Origin of the sequence: Anoxybacillus sp. P3H1B, from assembly GCF_001560855.1 — a bacterium.
Classification (GTDB): Bacteria; Bacillota; Bacilli; order Bacillales; family Anoxybacillaceae; genus Anoxybacteroides; species Anoxybacteroides rupiense.
The window spans coordinates 44,749-67,989 of record NZ_LPUG01000025.1 but is presented as its reverse complement, the minus strand read 5'-3'; the positions used below and the strand labels follow the sequence as shown (position 1 = coordinate 67,989).

General features: G+C 40.5%; 29 protein-coding genes and 1 rRNA gene. 3 read left to right on the top strand and 27 right to left on the bottom strand.

Features of this window, described 5'->3' with window-relative positions; genetic code table 11:
- The 3 genes from AT864_RS15035 to AT864_RS18395 all read right to left on the bottom strand — a co-directional run.
- Positions 1–108 (bottom strand): 16S ribosomal RNA (locus AT864_RS15035); the annotation flags it as partial.
- Between the two features lie 464 nt (positions 109–572).
- Positions 573–749: an IS3 family transposase gene (locus tag AT864_RS18790; RefSeq protein WP_080862230.1), complete on the bottom strand. Its 177-nt coding sequence runs from the start codon at positions 747–749 to the stop codon at positions 573–575.
- Positions 750–936: 187 nt separating this feature from the next.
- On the bottom strand, positions 937–1,113 hold the full coding sequence (locus AT864_RS18395; protein WP_231734669.1) for a hypothetical protein: 177 nt from the start codon (positions 1,111–1,113) through the stop codon (positions 937–939).
- A 506-nt stretch (positions 1,114–1,619) separates the two neighbouring features.
- Between AT864_RS18395 and pdaB the strand changes: the two genes are divergently transcribed.
- Positions 1,620–2,429, top strand: coding sequence for a polysaccharide deacetylase family sporulation protein PdaB (gene pdaB / locus AT864_RS15025; RefSeq protein WP_066150286.1), 810 nt, complete (start codon positions 1,620–1,622; stop codon positions 2,427–2,429).
- Between the two features lie 244 nt (positions 2,430–2,673).
- On the opposite strand, the gene AT864_RS15020 is transcribed toward pdaB, so the two are convergent.
- Positions 2,674–3,273, bottom strand: coding sequence for a KinB-signaling pathway activation protein (locus tag AT864_RS15020; protein ID WP_066150283.1), 600 nt, complete (start codon positions 3,271–3,273; stop codon positions 2,674–2,676).
- A gap of 152 nt (positions 3,274–3,425) precedes the next feature.
- On the opposite strand from AT864_RS15020, the gene gerD reads away from it, so the two are divergent.
- Positions 3,426–4,052, top strand: a complete 627-nt coding sequence (gene gerD / locus AT864_RS15015) for a spore germination lipoprotein GerD (protein WP_044744919.1) — start codon at positions 3,426–3,428, stop codon at positions 4,050–4,052.
- A gap of 263 nt (positions 4,053–4,315) precedes the next feature.
- Here gerD and AT864_RS15010 read toward each other — a convergent pair whose 3' ends face one another.
- From AT864_RS15010 to AT864_RS15000, 3 genes are all read right to left on the bottom strand, one after another.
- Positions 4,316–5,332, bottom strand: a complete 1,017-nt coding sequence (locus tag AT864_RS15010; RefSeq protein ID WP_044744918.1) for an Mrp/NBP35 family ATP-binding protein — start codon at positions 5,330–5,332, stop codon at positions 4,316–4,318.
- A gap of 284 nt (positions 5,333–5,616) precedes the next feature.
- Positions 5,617–6,309, bottom strand: a complete 693-nt coding sequence (cwlD, locus tag AT864_RS15005; RefSeq protein WP_369815589.1) for an N-acetylmuramoyl-L-alanine amidase CwlD — start codon at positions 6,307–6,309, stop codon at positions 5,617–5,619.
- A 90-nt stretch (positions 6,310–6,399) separates the two neighbouring features.
- The gene (locus AT864_RS15000) at positions 6,400–6,840 is read right to left on the bottom strand and encodes a DUF2521 family protein (protein ID WP_044744916.1); all 441 of its coding nucleotides are present in this window, start codon (positions 6,838–6,840) and stop codon (positions 6,400–6,402) included.
- A gap of 362 nt (positions 6,841–7,202) precedes the next feature.
- Here AT864_RS15000 and AT864_RS14995 point away from each other — a divergent pair, with 362 nt between their 5' ends.
- A complete protein-coding gene (locus AT864_RS14995; RefSeq protein WP_066150276.1) occupies positions 7,203–8,291 on the top strand; it encodes a glycosyltransferase family 2 protein in 1,089 nt (362 codons plus the stop codon).
- 59 nt (positions 8,292–8,350) lie between these two features.
- On the opposite strand, the gene AT864_RS14990 is transcribed toward AT864_RS14995, so the two are convergent.
- The 20 genes from AT864_RS14990 to AT864_RS14895 form a co-directional block, all read right to left on the bottom strand.
- Positions 8,351–9,430, bottom strand: coding sequence for a polysaccharide pyruvyl transferase family protein (locus AT864_RS14990; protein WP_231734670.1), 1,080 nt, complete (start codon positions 9,428–9,430; stop codon positions 8,351–8,353).
- A 386-nt stretch (positions 9,431–9,816) separates the two neighbouring features.
- Positions 9,817–10,848 carry a glycosyltransferase family 2 protein gene (locus AT864_RS14985; RefSeq protein ID WP_066150270.1) on the bottom strand — a complete coding sequence of 344 codons (1,032 nt, stop codon included), beginning with the start codon at positions 10,846–10,848 and terminating at the stop codon, positions 9,817–9,819.
- Positions 10,849–10,885: 37 nt separating this feature from the next.
- Positions 10,886–11,362, bottom strand: a complete 477-nt coding sequence (locus AT864_RS14980; RefSeq protein ID WP_066150267.1) for a hypothetical protein — start codon at positions 11,360–11,362, stop codon at positions 10,886–10,888.
- Between the two features lie 59 nt (positions 11,363–11,421).
- Positions 11,422–11,886: a hypothetical protein gene (locus AT864_RS18205; protein ID WP_197431029.1), complete on the bottom strand. Its 465-nt coding sequence runs from the start codon at positions 11,884–11,886 to the stop codon at positions 11,422–11,424.
- A 322-nt stretch (positions 11,887–12,208) separates the two neighbouring features.
- A complete protein-coding gene (locus tag AT864_RS14970; protein ID WP_197431028.1) occupies positions 12,209–13,609 on the bottom strand; it encodes a hypothetical protein in 1,401 nt (466 codons plus the stop codon).
- Positions 13,610–14,035: 426 nt separating this feature from the next.
- Positions 14,036–14,428: a 30S ribosomal protein S9 gene (gene rpsI, locus AT864_RS14965; RefSeq protein ID WP_044744035.1), complete on the bottom strand. Its 393-nt coding sequence runs from the start codon at positions 14,426–14,428 to the stop codon at positions 14,036–14,038.
- Between the two features lie 21 nt (positions 14,429–14,449).
- Complete coding sequence (gene rplM / locus AT864_RS14960; RefSeq protein ID WP_044744036.1) at positions 14,450–14,887, bottom strand: 50S ribosomal protein L13; 438 nt, start codon at positions 14,885–14,887, stop codon at positions 14,450–14,452.
- 151 nt (positions 14,888–15,038) lie between these two features.
- Entirely contained in the window at positions 15,039–15,782 is a 744-nt protein-coding gene (gene truA, locus AT864_RS14955; RefSeq protein WP_066150261.1) for a tRNA pseudouridine(38-40) synthase TruA, read from the bottom strand.
- Positions 15,783–15,796: 14 nt separating this feature from the next.
- The gene (locus AT864_RS14950) at positions 15,797–16,591 is read right to left on the bottom strand and encodes an energy-coupling factor transporter transmembrane protein EcfT (RefSeq protein WP_044744038.1); all 795 of its coding nucleotides are present in this window, start codon (positions 16,589–16,591) and stop codon (positions 15,797–15,799) included.
- Positions 16,584–17,456, bottom strand: coding sequence for an energy-coupling factor ABC transporter ATP-binding protein (locus tag AT864_RS14945; protein WP_066150259.1), 873 nt, complete (start codon positions 17,454–17,456; stop codon positions 16,584–16,586). Before AT864_RS14945 ends, AT864_RS14950 begins: the two co-directional genes overlap by 8 nt.
- Positions 17,432–18,271: an energy-coupling factor ABC transporter ATP-binding protein gene (locus AT864_RS14940; RefSeq protein WP_066150256.1), complete on the bottom strand. Its 840-nt coding sequence runs from the start codon at positions 18,269–18,271 to the stop codon at positions 17,432–17,434. Before AT864_RS14940 ends, AT864_RS14945 begins: the two co-directional genes overlap by 25 nt.
- 484 nt (positions 18,272–18,755) lie before the next feature.
- Positions 18,756–19,118 (bottom strand): 50S ribosomal protein L17, encoded by a 363-nt coding sequence (rplQ, locus tag AT864_RS14935; protein WP_027410616.1) that lies wholly within the window; start codon positions 19,116–19,118, stop codon positions 18,756–18,758.
- A gap of 64 nt (positions 19,119–19,182) precedes the next feature.
- Complete coding sequence (locus tag AT864_RS14930) at positions 19,183–20,127, bottom strand: DNA-directed RNA polymerase subunit alpha (RefSeq protein WP_066150252.1); 945 nt, start codon at positions 20,125–20,127, stop codon at positions 19,183–19,185.
- A 177-nt stretch (positions 20,128–20,304) separates the two neighbouring features.
- Positions 20,305–20,694 (bottom strand): 30S ribosomal protein S11, encoded by a 390-nt coding sequence (rpsK, locus tag AT864_RS14925; RefSeq protein ID WP_066150249.1) that lies wholly within the window; start codon positions 20,692–20,694, stop codon positions 20,305–20,307.
- A 25-nt stretch (positions 20,695–20,719) separates the two neighbouring features.
- Positions 20,720–21,085 carry a 30S ribosomal protein S13 gene (rpsM, locus tag AT864_RS14920; protein ID WP_027410257.1) on the bottom strand — a complete coding sequence of 122 codons (366 nt, stop codon included), beginning with the start codon at positions 21,083–21,085 and terminating at the stop codon, positions 20,720–20,722.
- 22 nt (positions 21,086–21,107) lie between these two features.
- Complete coding sequence (rpmJ, locus tag AT864_RS14915; RefSeq protein WP_000868344.1) at positions 21,108–21,221, bottom strand: 50S ribosomal protein L36; 114 nt, start codon at positions 21,219–21,221, stop codon at positions 21,108–21,110.
- 34 nt (positions 21,222–21,255) lie between these two features.
- On the bottom strand, positions 21,256–21,474 hold the full coding sequence (gene infA, locus AT864_RS14910; RefSeq protein WP_003178377.1) for a translation initiation factor IF-1: 219 nt from the start codon (positions 21,472–21,474) through the stop codon (positions 21,256–21,258).
- On the bottom strand, positions 21,452–21,772 hold the full coding sequence (locus tag AT864_RS14905) for a KOW domain-containing RNA-binding protein (protein WP_066150243.1): 321 nt from the start codon (positions 21,770–21,772) through the stop codon (positions 21,452–21,454). The genes infA and AT864_RS14905 overlap by 23 nt, the downstream gene beginning before the upstream one ends.
- 15 nt (positions 21,773–21,787) lie before the next feature.
- A complete protein-coding gene (gene map, locus AT864_RS14900; RefSeq protein ID WP_044744043.1) occupies positions 21,788–22,534 on the bottom strand; it encodes a type I methionyl aminopeptidase in 747 nt (248 codons plus the stop codon).
- Positions 22,534–23,184, bottom strand: a complete 651-nt coding sequence (locus AT864_RS14895) for an adenylate kinase (protein ID WP_066150238.1) — start codon at positions 23,182–23,184, stop codon at positions 22,534–22,536. The genes map and AT864_RS14895 overlap by 1 nt, the downstream gene beginning before the upstream one ends.
- Positions 23,185–23,241: the final 57 nt, after the last annotated feature.

Genomic DNA, 23,241 nt, shown 5'->3' with positions numbered 1-23,241 from the left:
GTCCGCCGCTAACCAAACAGAAGCAAGCTTCTATTCGGTCCGCTCGACTTGCATGTATTAGGCACGCCGCCAGCGTTCGTCCTGAGCCAGGATCAAACTCTCCAAAAGAAAGTTGATTGGCTATTATCTTATTTCGGTTGACCATACCGAAATTTTTCGATTCACGCTTCGTTTTGTTCAGTTTTCAAAGAACATTTTGTCTTATTAGCGACTTTTTTATACTACCATGATGATCATTATCTTGTCAATCATATTTTTTATAACTTTCGACGACGTTTTATAATATAACATTTCCAAATTTTAATGTCAATCATTTTTATACGATTATGATTTTCTTTTCCATTTAATCAGCATTCTTTTTATGATGCAATAAAAACAGGATAAATCCAAAATTTTGACCATAACTGAAAAATGAAGTGACCCCTGTCAAGTAGACAGTTATAAAAAAGACTAGGCAACCAGTGTGTTCCGGTATTCTATCGGTGCACACTGGCTTAATTTTTTCTGAAAGCATTCATGATTATAAAACCATACTGTAGTTGTCAATGGCTTGATAGAGTTCTTGTTCTGTTTTACACGGAGAAATAGACTCGCTTATGATTCACATGGAATCCTTCTTTTCTCAAAGCGACTTGCATTCTCGGATAGCCGTAAAAAGGACAGGAACGATGAATCGCCAATAGGTGCTCCTTTAGGATCTGATCTCTTTGTTGCCGTGTCTCTCTCTTCCTCTCTGTACTACACACCATTTGTAATAACCGGCACGAGAAATCTCAGCGATTTCTACTAACCAAGTCAATGGATACGGTTGTTTTAGCTCATGAATGATCTCAAAGCGACTCCGTTTTGGAATCCCCCCTCCCTGTGAAGATTGGGTACTGCTTTTTTAGATACTTTACCTGCGCTTTCAAGTAATCCCGTTCTTCCTCCATACTGTTAAATTTCGTTTGGGGACAACCAACCAATGGATTCCTGTTCACTTGTTTTCCTCCGTTGATCGCCAAGAGATTCTCCATTACGACACTTTTTCACCCATACCTTTACTTGGGTACAGCTTGGAATGTCCAATTTCTTCGCAACCGCTTGACAGCTCATTCCCTCATTCTCATCCATGTGAATCGCTCTTTGTTTGAATTCCTCCGTATAACGGTGAAATGTTTATCCTTTTCGTGCCATAAAAAATTCCCTCCAAGTATAGTGAAACACCCAACGATTAAAAATGGGCTTTTTACATTGTCTACTTAAAGGGGATAATATCACAACATAGAGTCGACTTTATCGATTATAGAGAGTCGGGAGAAGAAACAGGCTGCTTCATTCGACTGAAGCCATAATAAAAAACGGTAAGTGAATAGCGAACAATCCATCTGCATGCTTTAACATTATATAAATTTTAAGAACTCATGTTCTTCAGCATTAGCCCTCTATCACACGTTCATATAATAAAAAACCCTACGACCGCGGGAAAAAATTCTCCATCTTTCTTTTTTAGAGCTGGCCCGCTCAATTCCCCTTCTTAGACAAATCATTCACTTATTTTCGCTGTCTTTCTCTATTCGTAAAACATAAGCTCTCAAAAAATGCTGTATCGTTTCATAATTCGATATGACAAGCATAAGATGGTCATAACAGGGGTTGATGAAATAAAAAAAGGGGGGAGAACCGTGAATCATCGTTTTTATGCTTTAAATGGTCGTTCGTTAAAGAAAGGACTTATTATTATTTTAGCAGCATTTTTCACCGCTTTTGTTTTATATGTAGAGAAAATCAATCTTTCGGTATTTTCAACATCTAGCGGCCCCAAAGCGATATATAAAGCCGAAAAGCGCGCTAACGAAATCGCTCTAACCTTTGATATTAGCTGGGGAGATCAGTACGCCTTAACGATTCTAGAGGAACTTAAAAAGAACCGAATTAAAAATGCAACTTTTTTTCTATCCGCTTCATGGGCCGAAAGCCATCCGCAAATTGTGAAACGGATTCAAGAGGACGGACATGAAATCGGAAGTATGGGCTACAACTACATAGATTATACTCAGCTTGAAGATGCTCAAATAAGACAGGATTTAATGAAGGCCAAAAAAGTATTTGATACCCTTGGATTAAAAAAAGTAACGTTATTGCGGCCACCAAGCGGCCAATTTAATACAAAAGTGTTAAAAATCGCTGATTCTTTAGGCTATTCTGTTGTTCATTGGAGCATTGACTCAAAAGATTGGCTAAATCCGGGTGTGAATCATATTGTCAAAAATGTCGTTCATGATATGAAAGCTGGTGATATTATCTTGCTTCACGCTTCTGATTCTGCCAAACAAACTCCTCAAGCATTGCCGCAAATTGTTGAAGCACTGAAAAAGAATGGTTATCGAAATGTCAGCATTTCTGAGCTCATCGAAAACGGCCAAACGCAAAGCAAAGACGTGAATTAACTCATGTGTAAAGAGGCTTTTCTGTCTTCAGATCGTTAAAATTCAGCCACTATGTTCAAAGGAGGCTTGAGTAACCCGACAAGCCTCCCTCGTTTTTTATATAATATGGGACACTCCCTCATGCTTCGATACCAATCCGGAAATATATACAATGAATGTAAATGGTATCAGTAAAAGAAGTTGCGATTTACCTTTGCCAAATGCTCGTGTGATCCACCGCGTTTTCAAACGGATTCACTATAAGTTAAGCATCTTTTGTCAGCTTATGAAGAATCAATAATTGGTAAGCATTGCAAACAAGCAAAGGAATTAACATCAAATATAGCCAGTTTTCATCGTTGATGCGTAACGCCGGAAACCATTCAATGATCGTTACAACTGTCATAAAAAATAAAGAAGGAATAAATGCTTCTTTGTTTGTTTGTTGTCTTTTAACAACGGCAACAATCACGCCTACTAACAAAATTCCCAATGCAATCAGTATGTAGCTAATAATGGATTCTCCATCCTTCGCAAACAGCTGATAACGAAAATATATTAAATCAAATAAAACAAAGGCAATCAAAACGATTTGTACCGAATTCCAAAGAGCTACAGACCGGAAAATTCCTAAGCCAAACCGATGAACGGTTAAATAAGCAAAAAAACCCATTTGACTGACTACGCTAAAAATAAAGCCAAAACCAATAAACCATACTAAAACAGCAAACAGTTCACCAATCTTAAACTCAATAAACAGCTTTTCATATTCACTCCAGCGAATAATAAAACCAGCTAACGCTGTTGTGATTCCACCAATCCCTAACGTCGTCAAAAATAACCGAACCCATTTGCGGCTGTTCACACCCTAAACCTCCATCATTTCTCAAGTATTCCTTTAAAATTTTATCAGTCGTTCCTTAAAAACGCTAGCGCTGAATTGGTTCAGCGTATATTTTTTTAACGGAACATCATATTAAAGATAAGGAACTTTTGCAGAAAGGAGCTTATTACTACATGAAAAATTGGACACTGCTCCTCTTAGTAAGTTTTTTTATTGTTCTTAGTTCTTGCGCTCCACAAGAAAGCAGTCCAGCTCCACCTGATTATGATCAAATCAAAAAAATGGTTGTTGATATTTTAAAAACAGATGAAGGAAAAAAGGCGATTCAAGATGTCATGACAGAAGATAAAGTAAAGCAGCAAATGATTATGGATCAAGCGGTTGTAAAACAAACCATTGAACAAATTTTGACCTCGAAAAAAGGAGAAGAATTTTGGAAGACCATGTTTCAAGATCCAAAATTCGTTGAAAGCTTTGCTAAAAGCTTGAAGACCGAGCAAGAGAAAACCATAAAATCCTTGATGAAAGATCCTGAATACCAAGGAATGATGATAAACATTTTACAAAATCCTGAAATGGAAAAAGAGTTTTTAACTGTCTTAAAAAGCAAAGATTTTCGCAATCATCTTCAAACCGTTATGACAGAAACATTTGACAGTCCGCTATTCAAAGCAAAAATTCAAGATCTGTTAATGAAAGCCGCTGAAAATATGCAAACAACGAAAAAGCAAAGCGGTTCAAATGAAGATGGCGGAGAAAGCGAAGAAGGAGATGGCGATCAGCAAACCCAAAGCCAATAGCTTTTTTCTAAGCTTATTGAATGCAAAACGAGAGACCGTACAAAAAGGACGGTCTCTCGTTATTCTGTTTGAAAGCGCTTTTCATCACATGGCTTTTTCATACTCTTCCCCTCACACGTACACATCGTTTCACCGCAGAAAACTTCTCAATGGATAGGCTAGGAGCAAGCGGTCACACATTTCATCTACATGTTCTTAGAAATGGCAAATGTCCGCGTGAATATAAGGAAGCACTGTTCGTCTTATGTAAGCCGGCATAAAGATTAGCACTTCTTGGCTATTTTCTTTGCTATTTCCATGTATATTTTTCCAATCTGATGATCCTCTCCATATACGGAAGGCGCAAAATCATCATCGTTCCAATCTGGCTGCTGCAGTGGCAGCTGTCCAAGGAGCTCCGTTTGCAGTTCTTCAGCAAGCTTTTTACCGCCCCCTCGGCCAAACACATATTCTTTTTCACCGGTTAATTTGCTTTCAAAATATGACATATTCTCAATCACACCGATGATTTCATGTTCTGTGCGAAGCGCCATCGCCCCCGCCCGTGCAGCTACAAATGCGGCAGTCGGATGAGGGGTAGTAACGATAATTTCTTTACAAGCAGGGAGCATGGTATGAACATCTAAGGCAACATCTCCTGTTCCAGGAGGCAAGTCCAACAATAAGTAATCTAAATCTCCCCATTCCACTTCTTTAAAGAAATTGTTCAGCATTTTTCCTAACATCGGCCCGCGCCAAATCACCGGGGCATTATCTTCAACAAAAAATCCCATTGAAATGACTTTTACGCCAAATCGCTCCACAGGAATGATTTTCTCACCGCGCACAACGGGCCGCTCGGTAATGCCCATCATGTCGGGCACACTGAATCCATAGATATCGGCATCAACTAGCCCTACCTTTTTACCAATTCTTGCGAGCGAGACAGCAAGGTTGACGGAAACCGTTGATTTTCCAACTCCTCCTTTTCCGCTGGCAATGGCGATATATGTCGTTTGTTTTTTTGTTCCTTGATGCTTTGCCATTTCTTCTTCAGGCAATTGAGTAAATCGCAAACCGACAGATGTTGCTCCTGCGTTTTTAAGAGTTTGTACAATCGCTGTCTGTACTTGAAGCTGTTCGGCTGCTCCCGGCTGCGCTAAAGCAATCTTGACGCTTACGTGCCCTTTTTCCTGTTTAATTTTGATTTCCTGAATCGCATTTGTTTCTTTAAAAGGCTTATTTAAATACGGATCTTGTATGTTTTCTAACAATGCTTGTACATCTTGTTCGGTTATCATGATTCATCACCAGCCCTTTTTATGTATTCGTTATCATATTTTTACTATATCATATCTATTGATGATCTTAACATATTGAACCTCTCCGTCTGCAGATAGGGCACACTGATTTATAAGAAAAATGCAAAAAAGGAACAAATCCTCTCTGAAAAAGGAACATGTGCAGCCATCTCCTGAGCTTAGAACCAAATTCTGCTTCGGATGGTTTTCTGATCATTGAACCAGTTGATTGTGCCGATTTTTCAAAACACGCTCCATATGAAACGTAAAAATAAAATCCTCCCTTAATCAGGAGGAGTTTTTTCATTAGAAAAATAGCGCAGTACTCCTTTATAAATAGAAGCGGCAAGCTTGGTTTGGTATGGATCGGAATGAAGTAGCTCGCGTTCTTCCGGATTCGAAAGAAATCCTACTTCCACAAGTGCCCCTGGCTTTTTTGCATATTTCAGCAAATAAACCGTATCGAGTATTTTCGCAGAACGGTCTGTGTTCTCTAAATTGCGACGTAGTTCAGCTTGAATAAATTTAGCGACCCTCTCGTTTTCAATGTATGTTCCATAATAAAATGTTTGTGCTCCTTTCCATTTCGGAGATGGAATAGCATTCAAATGAATGCTGATAAATAAATCTGCTTCGGATTCATTAATCATCTGAACACGCTTTTTTAAATCCTCCGCTTTCCGGCGGCTATATCCTTTTGTATCCTCTGCCGCTAGATCTCGATCATCCTCACGTGTTAAAAGAACAAGCGCCCCTTGTTGCTGCAAATAATCGCGCAATTTTTTCGCCACATCGAGCGCAATATCCTTCTCTAATACTTTTCCGCCGCCAACTGCTCCGCCATCTGGACCGCCATGTCCAGGATCTAAAATAATAATTCTCCCTGAAAGAGGCAGATTCCACGACTTCATAGAATGGACATCCAAAATGACATATTGAAAAATGATCGCAAATAGGACGATACTTGCACCGATCATCCATAACATTCGCTTCCGCTTCATCTTTTCTCCTCCTGCGTTTTCCCTTCATTATCTTATATGGGACAAGAGAAGAAAGTAGAACCCCTTTTAGCGGAGTTTTAAGCGCCAGCGTTTTTTTCCTTTTTCAAATCCTTCGGTCCACCAGCTGGAAATATAACCTTCACACGTATAATATAATGGCTCGCCGATATGAATATCGTTAAGATCTGTCCAAAAGCATAAAAAATCAAACAAAGCATCGGTCAAGTATTTTTCCTCATGCTGTGAACGTTTTTTGACCAATTCAATCGGCTCGCCATAATAGCCAAATCGGCTGTAGCTCGCCCCAAGTAAATAGGCTTCTATCGCCATGTCAATACATCCATCTTCCACCGCTGAGGGAAAGGTGGACTTCCCTTGGAAAAAAGGACGAAAGGATTCAGATGCTTGCTTTTGCAATTTTTCTAACGATAGCTCACGGAGCATTTTTCGCTCATATTTGATCTCTTTTTCCCTTTTCTTTTCTTTAAAAGATGTGATCACACTCATTTGCTTTCACACTCCTTTAGAATATAGTGTCCTACCGTTGAATCGGAAACATGCGTCGAAAAGCGCTGTCACCGATGAAAAAAAATCCCAAGTGGAACGGAGTTTGATATACATCCTGCTGTACCAACGTTTGTCTCAAGTAATGACCTGATTTCGATGGTCGGATGATCAGCTGTTCGGCGCTCGATCACGCTTTTTTAATGCGACGAAAACAAGCTGGTGGCTTTGCCCCCGAATATCGCTAAAAAACCACACAAAATGTTTAATTAAACATTCATCTCGCTGTGTTCTTACAGTATTGAACCAAATACTGTCATCATATATTAAGTAATATGACTACACATTTGGCAGGTGATCGCTACATGTACAAAATTAGCTTATGTATGATTGTCAAAAATGAAGAAGAGGTACTTCGGCAATGCCTTACTAGCGTCAAGGATTTATGTGATGAAATCATTATTGTTGACACGGGTTCAACTGATAAAACAAAAGAAATCGCCCAAGAATTCACACAGAAAATATTTGATTTTGAATGGATTGATGATTTTTCCGCAGCCAGAAACTTCGCTTTCAGTAAAGCCACCATGGATTATATATTTTGGATGGATGCAGACGACATCCTATTGGAAGAAGACCAAAAAAAATTTAAACAACTTAAAGCAGAGCTCGATGGTGCTGTGGATGCAGTTTCCATGATATACAATATTGCTTTTGATGAAGCTGGAAACCCGACATTTAGCTACAGAAGAAATCGCTTAGTCAAAAGAGCGCGAAATTTTAAATGGATCGGAGCGGTTCATGAGTATTTAGAAGTCGGAGGAAATATTCTTTCATCAGACATTGCCATTACACATAGAAAATCAGAGAAGTCAAATGGAAATTTGCAAAGCAGCCGCAATCTAACGATATACGAAAACCGGCTCAAAAAAGGAGAGACTTTTACTCCAAGAGATTTATTTTATTATGCTAATGAATTAAAGGATCATGGGCAGTTTGAAAAAGCAATCGAATACTATCAAAAGTTTCTGGAAACGAAAAAAGGATGGATTGAAGATGAAATTCGCGCGTGCATTCATTTAGCGTCATGTTACAGACATTTAGGCAATACGGAAAAAGAAATTGAGGCCCTTGTTCAGTCCATTATGTATGATGTCCCTAGACCGGAAGTCTCTTGCCGACTTGGAGATTTATACAAAGAAAGAGGCATATTCAAAAAGGCCATCATCTGGTATCGATTAGCACTTGAAGTAGACCTTAACGATTCTTTAGGGTTTAGGGAAAACAGCTACTCGACATGGTATCCACATCTGCAATTATGTGTCTGCTATTGGCACATTGGGGAAAAGGAGCTTTCGTTTGCTCATCATAATGAGGCGAAGAAGTATAAGCCCACAGATCCGCAAATTCAATATAATGAAAACTTCTTTAAGGAAAACTTCAGCAAAAACTAACTAGATCAATGAAAGCCCTCGATATGAAGTGTCATATCGGGGCTATTTTTTGGCCGATATTAGAGGTATAAATGGTTTTCAAACGGTACGCGAATCCTCTTACTATATAAAGATTGAAACATTTTCATTTTACTGATAATCGCCGTTTGATCCTTCATGATCTTGGGTTCCAAATGTAAAATTTGTTCCGTAATGTCGTCCTGATCCGTCGAAATGATATAGTCTTCAAGATCTACTGACTTGATAAAGTCAAATACCTTAAATCGATACCCTAACGCAATAAATGGAACATGGGAAGCTAAAGAAAGATAGTTCGCATGTAATTTAAAATTAATCGTGAAAGCAAAATGTTGAATGATATTCATTAGTTCCTCTTGATTATAGAGTGTTTTATCCAAAATGGCAGATTGTTTATTGTGTAACTTGCTGTATAGCCGTTCAGCCGCTTCTAAATCCGCATTCCAAACAATAAACAAGTACACTTTATATCCTTGGTCGATCAATTGATTTAAGGCTCTCGCCAACTGATTTTCAACTTCTATTTCATTTTGGCCATAAATGAAATTATAGGTCGTTCCCCAATTAACCCCGATCACTTTCTCTTGATGATGAAATGGGGGGACTTGATCACCATCTAGATTACGGTTAGTTAACAGAAACCCGGGATCTCCGCTCACTTGGATATTTTTCACTCCAAAATTTTGCAACACCTTTGAAGTTAATGGCCCTCGCACTCCAACCCATGCACTTTCCTCAAACACTTCTCTTGTTTTTAATTTAAAATCATCTGAAACCACAAGCGGTATTTCTTCATGATTTTCTAATTGTTGAATATAGGATTTCGGCACCCAATCAATTCCTGTTCCCCAGATCATGATTTTTTTATTCAATGACAAAGCTTGATGTAAAATATCAACAGTATAAGGATGAACAAAATAAGGTTCTCTGCTTAAAATGGATCCCCCTCCTAAAACAATGAGATCATACTCTTTAAAAGAAACATTTTTGAGAAATTGATGTTCGATATTGGCGGATTCCAGTTTGTATGAACCATCCAGCTTTAAAAATTGCTGTTTAAATAAATCAAACATTAATTCGTCTCCTAGATTCTGATAGCCGATCCATCCAACATACAACACTTTCTTCAACGCAAATCCCCCCAACTCATACAAAATGAAAATCCAAAGAAATATACAAGGAGCCAAGCGGCATCTTTTCCGTATCAGTTAGACCAATTGGTATCACTCGATTCCTCGCTTTTTTGCCGTAGTCATCAGCTATTGGTTTGTTAATTAGAAAGCTCAACAAAAATCTTCTCAAGCAACAAAGGCTTTACAGGGAAATGAATTTGCCTGCTGGTGTTCTTATTCAAGGGAAGAGGCAGAAAAGTTGGGGTTTAGCTAAACCATTTTATGTTTTTAAGTAAACTAATGGATCATCAACACTGATGTTTCAATATCAAAATGACATTTATATAAAATTCCTTTGTTTGTACATAACCGCTTGTCACTTTTCTCTCTGATCCTCATTGATTCGATTGGGCAATTATTCTATTTAAGCATAATTCTTTGTATTTCAATGCTTTAAAGCTCCCCGTGCCTTTCAAAATAAGGTAATTCGGATGGCATTCACCAAGCTCTAGACACTTTTCGAATGAAGCCAATGCCTCTTGATACTTTCCTTTCTGAAATAAAATATAGCCCTTCATAAAATGCAGATCAACGTAATCCGGATATAACTGCAACGCCTTCTCAATGCCCGGCCAAGCTCCGTCGATGCTATTTGTTTCAAGCAAAATTGTGTATTTCAAGCGATAAATAATAGCAGGTGGTTTCGTTTGTTGACGCAAAAAATTTAGAATTGAAGCATTTACATAAAGGAAAGCTTTACTATAATCCTTTTCACGATAATATTCGCTTGCCAAATGGTATTCAATCCAAGGGCTGTGATGAGGAGTGTTTATTTCTTCCATTATCAACTCTTTATTTCGTGATGACTTATTTTTCCTTTCAGCAATTTCCTTTATATAGCCGTAATGATGAATAGGTGCATCGACAATATCAGAGGTATGATGTGAGAGAATTTCTTCTGGAAGCTGAATCGTCTCGTGGATTCTGTTATAAAACCGAATACCCATATGATTGCGAAACAAACGAGGCTGATAATATAAAAAAAACTGATCTTCCTGAATCGGAAAATGATCTCCATAATAATTAAGAACAGGAAATAAAAGCACATGTGCTTTTGTCTGCACAACCGATTGCTCGACCAAGCGCTCTTGATTAGATTCGAGCTGCTCATCGGCGTCCATCCATAAAATCCAATCACCGCTGGCTTGTAAAAGTCCAAAATTTCTAGCCTCAGCAAAATGATGGTTCCATTCATAATGGTATATCTTTGCCCGGAATTTTTCACAGATAGATAAAGTGCCATCATTAGATCCCGTATCAACGATAATGATTTCACTGACTAATTTGCTTACGCTAGCCAAACATTGCTCGATAAAGTCTTCCTCATTTTTTACGATCATACATAACGAAATAGCGGGAAACTTCATTGCTGCATCACACCCTTTATCCTGATATTCCGAAATATTAACGATTGCTTAGATATTTAGGCTTCCATGGAGGAGGTAGCGAGGCATCGACTACGACTTTGATATTTTGCACATCAGGTGAGTAATAATAGGATAATATTTTCCTGATAACCTTCTCAAAAAGCTGTTTGTGCTCTTGTTTAAAAAATGGATGTTGTTGGATTAAACTCATTAAACATTTTAAATCATGATAACTTTCGTTGTTTTTACTAAAAAAGGATAATTTTTCTGATAACATCCCTATTTCTTGAAAAAAGAACTGTTGCTCATACAGATACATATGGATTTTTTCAATCAACTCCAGAGAGTTAAGGATAACCCTTTCAGTATAAATTTGTTTTTGTCGGGAAGAAGTACGGCAAGAAATGGTGAAAAAATAATGAATGATAAATTGAAAAAAGAAATGAAAATATTTGAAGTAATTGATTTTGCTTTGAATGATTTTATCTTGCACAGATGCGTATTTACTTCGCATTTACTTCCCACCCCACATTTAATCATGTCTCACGAACTACACCTAGTAAATGTTTAACTTCATTTTTCATTACATCCATCATCACAGCCACACGGATAATATCTATCAAGACAATCAGGGCATGGTGGCTCCTCATCACATTCATCTGGATCTTGACTAGGGCATTTTTCACAGCACGTATCACGGTCCAATAAAATGATATCTTCTAGTCTGAATTGCAGTAATATTTGTGATTTGACTACAGCGCGAAGGGTACGATTGATACTTTCGTTTATTTTTAAATAATCATTTAAATTGTTAGGATCTGTATTTAAAAAAGCTTGAAGCTTTTCGGCTTCTGCGTTCAAAATATTTGATAATCCAATTTCTTCAAGAGCAATGGATGATAATAATAAGTCGATGGTTTCACATCGTTCTAATGATATAATCGGTGTAATGTTTGGAATATTGGGGAGCGACATATTTCGTTTACCTCCTAAATAAGCTTTTTGTTCCGAATCCTTTACAGGTTTTCCTTTCATCATAAGTCCAAGAATGATGGATGCTCTCTAGGCATTCCTTACATGCAGCTTTTCAAATGAGAACAAAACAAAGAAAGATGGGCAATGCTTTGATCGATAATGGTCTCATAAAGAGGTCTCTTGAAACAAATGAGTTCTGTAGCAACCAATCGCTCCTCACCTGTGCCATCTTCCCTGACGCTTTCTATTTCATGCATTTGCCTATATCATATGTAAAAAATAAGCAGATGTTACCCCAGTAGAAAATATGTTAAAAAAGCAATCATTCTTTCCGCATATTAAAAAAGCTGGTATGCCATAATGCATCCAGCTTTTCTCACTTGAATTAAGCGATTTGGTGTACAGACCAGACAATTCCAGACGATGTACCACCTAAATTTAACCCGATTGTTAAACCATTGGCTTCATAAAATAATCCGATTTGATCCCCTGCTGTTAGTTCAACTTCTCCACTCAATGTAACAGTGCCGCTTCCAAGAACAGCTCTTAAAGTTAAAACTAATGCAACGTTCACATTTAATACAGGGAATAATCCTGTTATTAAGTCTGTCGTGGTAGGGGCAATACGCCTTACAACAAACGCTGGGTTTACACCTGTTCCTAAACTGATAGTCAGTGCAGCAGATGTCTGATAATTAATGGTGGCCGAAATAGAATATCGACCCGTTGCTGGAACCGTATAGGTCCCTGTCACTTCATTAAAGCTAGGATTATCATAATAAGGGGACGATACGGTCCATCCAGCAATCTGGGTAGAAGCCGTAACCCCTGGCGCAGTAGTGAATGCGGAAAAACCATTTGCTGCAAACGCCGGACCGGTTGGGCCGGTTGGACCCGTTGCTCCTGTTGCTCCTGTCGCTCCCGTTGGACCCGTCGGACCTGTTGCTCCCGTCGCTCCCGTTGGACCCGTTGCTCCTGTTGGACCGGTTGGACCCGTTGGACCTGTTGCTCCTGTTGGTCCCGTCGGACCTGTTGCTCCCGTCGCTCCCGTTGGACCTGTTGGACCCGTTGCTCCTGCTGGACCCGTTGGACCCGTTGCTCCTGTTGCTCCCGTCGGACCCGTTGCTCCCGTTGGACCCGTTGCTCCCGTTGGACCCGTTGGACCCGTTGCTCCTGTTGCTCCCGTCGCTCCCGTTGGACCCGTTGCTCCCGTTGCTCCTGTCGCTCCCGTTGGACCCGTCGGACCTGTTGCTCCCGTCGCTCCCGTTGGACCCGTTGCTCCTGTTGGACCGGTTGGACCTGTTGCTCCTGTTGCTCCCGTCGGACCTGTTGCTCCCGTCGCTCCCGTTGGACCTGTTGCTCCTGTCGCTCCCGTTGGACCCGTTGCTCCCGTTGGACCCGTTGGACCCGTTGCTCCTGTCGCTCCCGTCGGACCTGTTGCTCCCGTCGCTCCCGTTGGACCCGTTGCTCCCGTCGGACCAATCCCTCCGCTCGGCATAATTTGAGTAACTTGGCGCAATTTGTTATCCAATAATAATTCCTTCTTCATCGCCATCGCCAACGTACTTTGAACACTCTCATTGATTTCTAATATATCTTCAAGTGTCGATGGCGTTGGCAATCCAGGAATGGTACCTAAAGCATATTGAATTTTTTCTCCTTCTGCGTTTACAATATGGGCAATCCCTATTTCCTCCATCGCTATTGAAGCTAAAAGTAAATTGATGACATCATCTCGATTTAAAGAAATAGTTGGAGTAATATTTGGTAAATTAGGCTGTGACACTTCTTTCCCTCCACTCGTATTTTTGACGGTTACAGGTTTCTCTTCTTAACGATCCATTGCTATAAAACCATCATTCATAATCAACTCAATACAATCCATAATAACTATCCACTATTCCGAGCATATCGATAAATGGATCTTTGACTTTTGCCCTGCCATAACACCACCTATCCATAACTCAAATCAATATCTTCTTTAAGTTATTCAATAGTAGAACAAATAGTGTAAGATAATTTCCATTTGTTTGTTAAATTTTCCAAATTAGGCATTCGTCTTATGAAGAGTATATGAAAATATAGGAGAAAATGATTAGGGAACAAATCAATTGAAGAACAAGAAAGGATAATTAGCTGAGGAAAAGGTTAGCCCAAGCAAAATAAAAAGACTCTCGAAGCATAAAAAGATCGAGAGTCCTGCTTTGAAATATTAACGTTTTGAGAATTGTGGCGCGCGACGAGCACCTTTGAGACCGTATTTTTTACGCTCTTTCATGCGTGCATCGCGAGTTAATAAGCCAGCACGTTTTAATGGTTGACGGTACTCTGGATCTACCTCCAATAACGCGCGAGCAATGCCGTGGCGAATAGCGCCTGCTTGGCCAGAGAAGCCGCCTCCATGTACGTTAACTAATACATCATAGCTGCCTAATGTTTCTGTCAATACAAGCGGCTGTTTTACCACTTCAATCAAAGCCTGAGATGGAATGTACTCTTGAATATCACGATTATTGATGACAATACGTCCGTCACCAGGAACTAAGCGTACACGTGCAACAGAACTTTTGCGACGGCCTGTGCCATAATATTGTACCTGTGCCAAAATAATACCCTCCTTAATCGATTATCCGCGAAGTTCGTAAACTTCTGGTTTTTGTGCTTGATGTGGATGTTCGCTTCCTCTGTAAACATGCAATTTTTTAAACATTTGACGGCCAAGGCGACCTTTTGGAAGCATGCCGCGAATAGCTCCTTCAAGCATTTTCTCAGGATAGTTTGTACGCATTTCAAGCGCTGTTCTTACTTTTAATCCACCTGGATGCAAGCTGTGGCGGTAATATAGCTTATCCGTTAATTTGTTCCCAGTTAATTCAATTTTCTCTGCATTAATAATAATAACATGATCACCAGTATCAACATGTGGTGTGAAAGTTGGTTTATGCTTGCCGCGTAAAATTGCCGCAACTTCGCTTGCAAGACGACCTAACGTTTTGCCTTCAGCGTCAACAACGTACCATTTACGTTCTACTTCGTTTGGCTTTGCCATATAAGTTGTACGCATGATTTTCCCTCCTAAAATAAAAAATCAACGAAACGTTATATATTTATCTGAACACGATTATTTTTCCGGGGCTAATCGTGGCTCTAAAATACATACCATATGATATGATATCTCTTTCCGTTGCCAATGTCAAGAAAATGTTACACCAGGATTAGTTGTCATAAAACACCTGCCATAAGTAGAGTCCATGCGGAGGAGCCGTTCTTCCCGACAGGCGGCGATCTCTTCCTTCTAAAATGGAAGGAATGCAGCTCCAGTGCCTTTTTCCTTGCCCGATTTCCAGCATCGTACCAACAAGGATTCGAACCATATTATATAAAAAACCGTTCCCTATCCATTGAAACTCTATGCCATCATCCGCTACAAGCAGATTCGCTTCATAAATGGTCCGTACCCGATCCTCTATCTCGGTTTTTGCCGAACAAAAGCTGGTAAAATCATGAGTTCCCTTCACAAGCTGTAGTGCTTGCTTTATTGCTTCATCGTTAAGCGGATACGGATAATGATAGGAATAATAGCGAGAAAATACATCTTGTTCAGATGCTGTCCTAATTTTATAACGGTATTCTTTTCCCACTGCGCTAAATCTAGCATGAAACGAAGCGTTTACTTCTTGTACTTGGCGAATCACAATATCATCTGGCAACATGGCATTCAGCGCTTTTTTCCATCCTTCTGTCGGAAGCTGCAATGGCGAATCAAAATGAATGACTTGTCCATATGCGTGAACACCTGCATCCGTTCTTCCTGACGCAACTACCCGGATCGGATCTCCTTTATGCATCTGTAATAAAACGCGTTCTAATTCCCCTTGTACCGTTCTTTGGTTAGGTTGAATCTGATATCCACCAAAATGCGTTCCATCATAAGAAATAATACATTTCCAACGTTTCATGTTTCCATTCTCCATTAAGATCGCAATAAAAATAATGCAGCAGCTAATATAGCAACGGCTAACAGCAAGACTGTGTCGATCCCCTTCCATGTCAAGACGCGATATTTAGTGCGCCCTTCTCCCCCGCGATATCCTCGTGCCTCCATTGCGATTGCCAGCTCTTCAGCACGTTTAAAGGAGTGGATAAATAATGGGACAAGCAATGAAACAATCGCTTTCATCCTTTCACCCAACGGCCCGCCGTAAAAATCAACTCCCCTAGCTGCCTGTGCCTTCATAATTTTCTCTGTTTCATCCATTAATGTAGGGATAAAACGAAGGGAAATAGACATCATGAGCGCTAGTTCATGGACAGGTATCCGAAATCGTTTTAATGGGCCAAATAAGCTTTCGATGGCGTCTGTTACCTCGATTGGAGTGGTTGAAAGCGTCAGCAAGGTAGTGATGAGAACGAACAAGAGAAAACGAAGGGAAATAAATATCCCCTGTTGAATCCCGCCTTCATAAATGGCAAATGGTCCAATCTGATACAGAACACTTCCCTCTTTCGTCATAAAAACATGAAGTAAAAAAGTGAACAATACAACCCAGAGAACGGGTTTGATTCCCTTTAAAACAAATAAAAACGGAACTTGCGATAAGAAAAGGAGCAAAAGCGTAAAAGCCGTTAAAATCGCATAAGTTACCCCATTATTTGCTAAAAAGACGATACCCACATAAAAAAATACTAAAAGAAGCTTAGCCCGAGGATCCATTCGATGGATCACAGAGTTACCTGGAACGTATCGCCCAATAATCATCTTATTCATGCTCATTCACCTTAGCGAATAGCTGCTTAATGCCTGCTATGAGTTGTTCCATTGTTAGGCATGGGGAAGGAATTTCTTGTCCCATTTTCTCCTCGAGCCGTCGCTTTAACAACACCGTTTCCGGCACATCTAAGCCCAAATGCAGCAAAGAGTCCAAATCATGAAAAATTTGCTGCGGCGTTCCTGTTTTCCAAACTGTTCCCTTATGCATAACGACGATATAATCTGCATACTTTGCTGCATCTTCCATACTGTGAGTAACTAAAATCGTGGTTAGTTGTTTTTCGCGGTGCAGACGAGCGAACATCTCCATTAAATCTTTACGACCTTTTGGATCTAAACCGGCCGTTGGTTCATCTAAAACAATCACATCTGGTTCCATCGCTAATATACCCGCAATAGCAACACGGCGCATTTGGCCGCCGCTTAAATCAAACGGAGATTTATTCAGCACTTCCTCAGGCAGTCCGACTAATGAGAGAGCTACCTTGGCTCTCCTTTTCGCTTCCTCCTCTGAAACGCCAAAATTGATGGGGCCAAAACAAATATCTTTCTCTACCGTTTCCTCAAATAATTGATGTTCAGGAAATTGAAAAACAATTCCCACCTTTTGACGCAGTGGCTTCAGCTGTTTCGCTTGTTTGGCGCTATGAATGACATAATCATCAACGCATACCATGCCCTTTGTTGGCTGCAAGAGCCCATTTAAATGCTGCAGCAATGTAGATTTTCCAGATCCAGTATGGCCGATAATCGCCACGTAAGTGCCACTTTTTATCGATAAATTGACATCGTATAAAGCTCTTTGTGAAAACGGTGAATTCGCCTGATAAATATGTTCTACTTGTTCAAATACAATGTCCATAATTCATTCACCAGCCCCTCTAGCGACGCATCATTCAATTGAAGGGGAAGCCCCGCCTGCTTTAATTCATTTCTTATTTTAATGACAAAGGGAAGATCTAAACGAATTTCCTCCAGCTTTTCTCCCAAAGAGAAAATTTGCTGTGGTGTTCCCTCAGACATGGTCTCGCCACGGTTCATCACAATCATTTTATCCGCTTTCATCGCCTCTTCTAAATCGTGGGTGATAGAGATGACCGTCATATGGTGTTTCACTTTTAGCTTTTCGATGGCCCCAATGACCTCTCTCCTTCCGCGCGGATCAAGCATTGAGGTAGCCTCATCTAAAATAATGATATCTGGCTGTAACGCAATCACTCCAGCAATAGCGACTCTCTGCTTTTGTCCCCCTGATAAATAATGAGGCTCTCTTAACAAAAATTCTTCCATTCCTACTTGCTGAATAGCAGACTTCACACGCTCAATCATCTGTTCCCGAGGAACTCCGTTATTTTCCAAACCAAAAGCAATGTCATCTTGCACAGTAGTTCCAACAAATTGATTGTCTGGATTTTGAAAAACGATGCCCATGCGTTTGCGAATACTCCAAATCGTTTCTTCATTTAGCAACTGATCAAATACTTTGATGATGCCGCTTTTCGGCTTTAATAGACCCATGAGAAGCTTCGCAATCGTCGATTTGCCAGAGCCATTATGGCCAACAATGGCGACCCATTCACCTTTTTTGATTTGAAAGCTAACATTGCGAATCGCATCATTCGGTTGATTAGGATATTGAAAGAAAAGATTTTCTACTGATACCGCTATTTCTTCCACTCTTCTTCTTCCTCTCATCTCGATCTATATAGATGCAACTTAGCCTCTTAACTTTTGCATGGATATGCAGTCATGGTAAGTTACATCTATACACCGTGGCGCTTGTTGAGCATTACGCGTATATGAAGGCTTTACCATTTGTCCCTGTGTGAGCTGGTGATGACCCGATTGCTTCGGCGGTTGCGTGACGGAACGACACCGCTTCCTCACAAATAGGTTGTCTGTAAAGAGGCTTATGGGTCGGCACCAAAGCGTGACCGAGACCAGTCATCTCCTTGTCTCCCAATCATCAATTTTTACACATACCGTTCGTTCCAAGTCATAGAACCCAAGGCTAACCAATGGAGCGATTGGATCTAACACCACGGAATATCTATCTCTACTCTTTACTCTACTACATCACATATTCAAAAGGGAAATAAAAAAAGGGCATAGATCCAGTTCAAAATAAACTGTCTCGCCCTTGTTAGTCAACCGAATCGTATTAAACGAGTTCAATAACAACCATTGGAGCGCCGTCGCCACGACGTGGTCCAAGTTTCATGATGCGAGTGTAGCCGCCTTGACGCTCTTGGTAGCGAGGAGCGATATCGCTAAATAATTTTTGAATCGCATCCTGACCAGTTTCTGTGTTTGCTACCTCTGGGCGGATAAATGCAGCTGCTTGACGACGAGCATGTAGATCGCCGCGTTTTCCTAAAGTAATCATTTTTTCTACTACAGAGCGCAATTCTTTTGCACGAGCTTCTGTCGTTTCAATGCGCTCATTAATAATTAAATCCGTAGCTAAGTCACGAAGTAACGCTTTACGTTGAGCGCTTGTGCGTCCTAATTTTCTGTATGACATGAGAGATGTCCCTCCTTTTTTGAATAACTTGTAACATGAAAATGCCTAGTTAATCAAATGTTAACTAGTCATCTTTACGCAACCCTAACCCTAGCTCCTCAAGCTTTGCTTTGACTTCCTCAAGGGATTTCCGTCCTAGGTTGCGCACTTTCATCATATCTTCTTCTGTTTTCTGTGCGAGCTCTTGAACAGTGTTGATTCCTGCACGCTTCAAGCAGTTATAGGAACGAACGGACAAATCGAGTTCCTCGATTGTCATTTCAAGCACTTTTTCCTTTTGGTCTTCTTCTTTTTCAACCATGATTTCTGCATTTTGTGCTTCATCTGTAAGACCGACGAAAATATTTAAGTGCTCTGTCAAAATTTTAGCGCCAAGAGCAACGGCTTCTTTCGGACCAATGCTTCCATCTGTCCATACATCCAGCGTTAACTTATCATAATTGGTCACTTGCCCAACACGAGTGTTTTCTACTTGATAAGATACGCGCGATACCGGTGTATAAATCGAATCGATAGGGATAACACCTATTGGCTGATCCTCGCGTTTATTCGCATCAGCTGGAGTATACCCACGCCCGCGTCTTGCCGTCATTCTCATGCGAAGATGACCGCCTTCGGCCAGCGTAGCAATATGAAGATCCGGATTTAGTATCTCAACATCGCTGTCGTGAGTAATATCCGCAGCCGTGACAACTCCTTCACCCTGTACATCAATTTCAAGCGTCTTTTCTTCTTCAGAGTAAATTTTCAACGCAAGTTTTTTAATGTTTAAGATCATTGCTGTCACATCTTCTACGACGCCTTCAATTGTTGAAAACTCATGCAGTACACCATCTATTTGAATAGATGTCACAGCGGCACCAGGGAGTGAGGATAATAGGATACGACGTAAGGAGTTACCCAAAGTTGTACCATATCCACGCTCAAGTGGTTCAACGACGAATTTGCCATACTTGGCATCTTCGCTGATTTCAACCGTCTCGATTTTTGGCTTTTCGATTTCGATCATGATCTATACATACCCTCCTTCAAAACGTCGAAACCCCGACCAAACGATATGCGTCTAATCGAAATTCCCCCATGAATCAGTTCCCGAATGTGCGCATTAAATGAGTAAAGCTTCTCTGCTAGAAAACGATATCATATCCCATTATTGACAAGAGGATACAAAATCTATACAGAGAAATTAAACACGGCGACGTTTTGGCGGACGGCATCCATTATGTGGAACAGGAGTAACATCTTTAATTGCTGTAATTTCCAATCCAGCAGCTTGAAGTGCACGGATGGCAGCCTCACGACCAGCGCCAGGACCTTTTACGTTTACCTCAATAGTTTTCATACCATGCTCCATCGAAGCTTTCGCAGCTGCTTCTGCAGCCATTTGTGCCGCAAATGGAGTAGACTTACGAGAACCTTTGAACCCTAATGCACCAGCACTTGACCAAGAGATTGCATTGCCATGGACATCAGTAATTGTCACGATTGTATTGTTAAATGTAGAACGAATATGAGCAATACCTGATTCAATATTTTTTTTCACGCGGCGTTTGCGTGTATTTGTTTTACGTGCCATTCGTTCATGTACCTCCTTTGCCTAATTATTTTTTCTTATTCGCTACTGTGCGGCGCGGACCTTTACGTGTGCGAGCATTGTTTTTCGTATTTTGACCGCGAACTGGCAAGCCGCGGCGATGACGAAGGCCACGGTAGCAGCCAATTTCCATCAGACGTTTAATATTTAAAGATACTTCACGACGAAGATCTCCTTCTACTTTTAAGCGGTCAACAATTTCACGGATTTTCCCTAATTCTTCTTCTGTTAAATCGCGAACGCGAGTATCTTCAGAAACACCTGCTTCTGCTAGAATTTTTTGTGCAGTTGGTTTACCGATACCGTAAATGTATGTTAAAGAAATAACTACACGTTTCTCACGAGGAATATCTACACCTGCAATACGTGCCATAATTTTTACACCTCCTTAAAAATTACCCTTGTTTTTGTTTGTGTTTTGGGTTTTCGCAAATTACCATAACTTTTCCACGTCTGCGAATGACTTTACATTTTTCGCAGATTGGTTTCACTGATGGTCTGACCTTCATGATTTTTTACCTCCTTGTTCATGCGGAGTACTGATTATTTATAACGGTACGTAATTCTGCCACGAGTTAAATCGTATGGAGATAATTCTACCGTAACTTTATCTCCAGGTAAAATACGAATGAAATGCATGCGAATTTTACCAGAAACATGTGCTAACACTGTGTGGCCATTTTCAAGCTCCACCTTAAACATTGCATTAGGCAATGTCTCAACAACTGTTCCTTCCACTTCAATTACATCGTCCTTCGCCATGGATCGGCTCTCCCTTCTTCGAATCAGTAACATATTTCATTAATGCATAACGCAATTTACCGTTTGTCACACGACCAGTTTCAAGGATGCTGTTTTTAACTTCCGGGGAAATAATGTCTAGCAACTTTATATGCTGGACATTCTTCTTTTTCGGGAAGTCAAACTTCCGCTTGCTTCCATCAGCAAGCAGAACAAACCGCTCATCAACGATTCCAACAACGACAGCATATTGCCCTGCTTCACGACCATGTGTAATCAACACAATTTGTCCGATTTGGCATGGTGAGCCTGTATGCAATGATTTCACCTTCGATTAGAGGGTAGTTAAAATCTCATAGCCGGTCTCTGTAATGGCGATTGTATGCTCAAAATGAGCGCACATTTTTCCGTCTACTGTTACAACTGTCCAATCATCTTCAAGCGTTCTTACATAACGGCTCCCCGCATTCACCATCGGTTCAATGCACAATACCATGCCTGGCTTCAGCCGTGGCCCTTTATTTGGCGGACCATAATGTGGAATTTGCGGGTCTTCATGTAAGTTTTGACCAATTCCATGCCCGACATACTCGCGGACAATTGAAAAATGGTGTGCTTCTACATATGTTTGAATAGCATGAGAAATATTGGATAAGCGGACTCCTGGCTTCGCTTCCTTTAAACCTATATATAAAGATTGTTCCGTCACTTCTAGAAGCTTTTTCGTTTCGTCAGCAATTGGGCCGACTGGATACGTCCAAGCTGAATCAGCATGGTAGCCATTATATTGAGCACCGATATCAATGCTAATGATATCGCCCTCTTCTAAAACGCGGTTACCAGGGATGCCGTGCACCAGCTCTTCATTCACTGAAGCGCAAATGCTGCCCGGGAATCCGTTGTATCCTTTAAAAGAAGGAGTGGCTCCATGCTGGCGAATGACTTTTTCAGCGATTTGATCAAGCTCTTTAGTAGTGATTCCAGGCTGAATATGTTTTTGCAATTCTTGGTGAGTAAGAGCTACGATTCGCCCAGCTTCACGCATCACTTCGATTTCACGAGGGGTTTTGCAAATGATCATTACTTTAAGCCCCCAAGCAATTCACAAATATCCGCAAAAACCTGTTCAATTTCCTGTTGTCCGTTAATGTTGTGCAAATACCCTTTAGACTGATAAAAATCAAGCAACGGCTGTGCTTGCTTCATATTGACTTCCAAACGGTTCGCAACCGTTTCGGCATTGTCATCTGCACGCTGGTAAAGCTCTCCACCACACTTATCACAAACTCCTGATTGGGCAGGTGGATTGAATACTAAATGGTATGTGGCACCGCAGTCTTTGCAAATGCGTCTTCCTGTCAAACGTTCCATTAAAATTTCTTTATCTACTTGAATATTAATAACGGAATCAATCGAACGGCCAAGCTCCGTTAGCATGCTTTCTAATGCTTCCGCTTGAGCTACTGTTCGTGGGAACCCATCAAGCAAAAATCCTCTTTGGCAATCGTCTTTGCTTAAGCGTTCACGAACGATGCCGATTGTTACTTCGTCTGGTACAAGATCGCCACGATCCATGTATTCTTTAGCTTGTAATCCTAATGCTGTTCTTTCTTTAATAGCTGCTCGAAACATGTCTCCAGTTGAAATATGAGGAATCTCATATTTCTCCACAATTTTTTCTGCCTGTGTCCCTTTTCCGGCACCTGGCAATCCCATTAAAACTAAGTTCATCATAGTTCCCCCTCAACTCTAGTGAGGTAGAGGGAATGAACTCCCCCGCAAACCTCT

Coding starts and splice junctions, on each gene's coding strand:
- rpsM (WP_027410257.1), bottom strand. CDS start 21,085: ATGGCACGTATTGCAGGTGTAGATATTCCTCGTGAGAAACGTGTAGTT.
- AT864_RS14945 (WP_066150259.1), bottom strand. CDS start 17,456: ATGGACATTGTATTTGAACAAGTAGAACATATTTATCAGGCGAATTCA.
- gerD (WP_044744919.1), top strand. CDS start 3,426: ATGAAAAATTGGACACTGCTCCTCTTAGTAAGTTTTTTTATTGTTCTT.
- AT864_RS14950 (WP_044744038.1), bottom strand. CDS start 16,591: ATGAATAAGATGATTATTGGGCGATACGTTCCAGGTAACTCTGTGATC.
- AT864_RS15000 (WP_044744916.1), bottom strand. CDS start 6,840: ATGAGTGTGATCACATCTTTTAAAGAAAAGAAAAGGGAAAAAGAGATC.
- rpsK (WP_066150249.1), bottom strand. CDS start 20,694: ATGGCACGTAAAACAAATACACGCAAACGCCGCGTGAAAAAAAATATT.
- map (WP_044744043.1), bottom strand. CDS start 22,534: ATGATCATTTGCAAAACCCCTCGTGAAATCGAAGTGATGCGTGAAGCT.
- AT864_RS18790 (WP_080862230.1), bottom strand. CDS start 749: ATGGTGTGTAGTACAGAGAGGAAGAGAGAGACACGGCAACAAAGAGAT.
- AT864_RS14985 (WP_066150270.1), bottom strand. CDS start 10,848: ATGAAGTTTCCCGCTATTTCGTTATGTATGATCGTAAAAAATGAGGAA.
- infA (WP_003178377.1), bottom strand. CDS start 21,474: ATGGCGAAGGACGATGTAATTGAAGTGGAAGGAACAGTTGTTGAGACA.
- AT864_RS14995 (WP_066150276.1), top strand. CDS start 7,203: ATGTACAAAATTAGCTTATGTATGATTGTCAAAAATGAAGAAGAGGTA.
- cwlD (WP_369815589.1), bottom strand. CDS start 6,309: ATGATCGGTGCAAGTATCGTCCTATTTGCGATCATTTTTCAATATGTC.
- rplQ (WP_027410616.1), bottom strand. CDS start 19,118: ATGTCATACAGAAAATTAGGACGCACAAGCGCTCAACGTAAAGCGTTA.
- AT864_RS18205 (WP_197431029.1), bottom strand. CDS start 11,886: ATGATGAAAGGAAAACCTGTAAAGGATTCGGAACAAAAAGCTTATTTA.
- AT864_RS14895 (WP_066150238.1), bottom strand. CDS start 23,184: ATGAACTTAGTTTTAATGGGATTGCCAGGTGCCGGAAAAGGGACACAG.
- pdaB (WP_066150286.1), top strand. CDS start 1,620: ATGGTCATAACAGGGGTTGATGAAATAAAAAAAGGGGGGAGAACCGTG.
- rplM (WP_044744036.1), bottom strand. CDS start 14,887: ATGCGTACAACTTATATGGCAAAGCCAAACGAAGTAGAACGTAAATGG.
- AT864_RS18395 (WP_231734669.1), bottom strand. CDS start 1,113: ATGGATGAGAATGAGGGAATGAGCTGTCAAGCGGTTGCGAAGAAATTG.
- AT864_RS14980 (WP_066150267.1), bottom strand. CDS start 11,362: ATGCGAAGTAAATACGCATCTGTGCAAGATAAAATCATTCAAAGCAAA.
- truA (WP_066150261.1), bottom strand. CDS start 15,782: ATGAAACGTTGGAAATGTATTATTTCTTATGATGGAACGCATTTTGGT.
- AT864_RS15010 (WP_044744918.1), bottom strand. CDS start 5,332: ATGATAACCGAACAAGATGTACAAGCATTGTTAGAAAACATACAAGAT.
- AT864_RS14930 (WP_066150252.1), bottom strand. CDS start 20,127: ATGATCGAAATCGAAAAGCCAAAAATCGAGACGGTTGAAATCAGCGAA.
- rpmJ (WP_000868344.1), bottom strand. CDS start 21,221: ATGAAGGTCAGACCATCAGTGAAACCAATCTGCGAAAAATGTAAAGTC.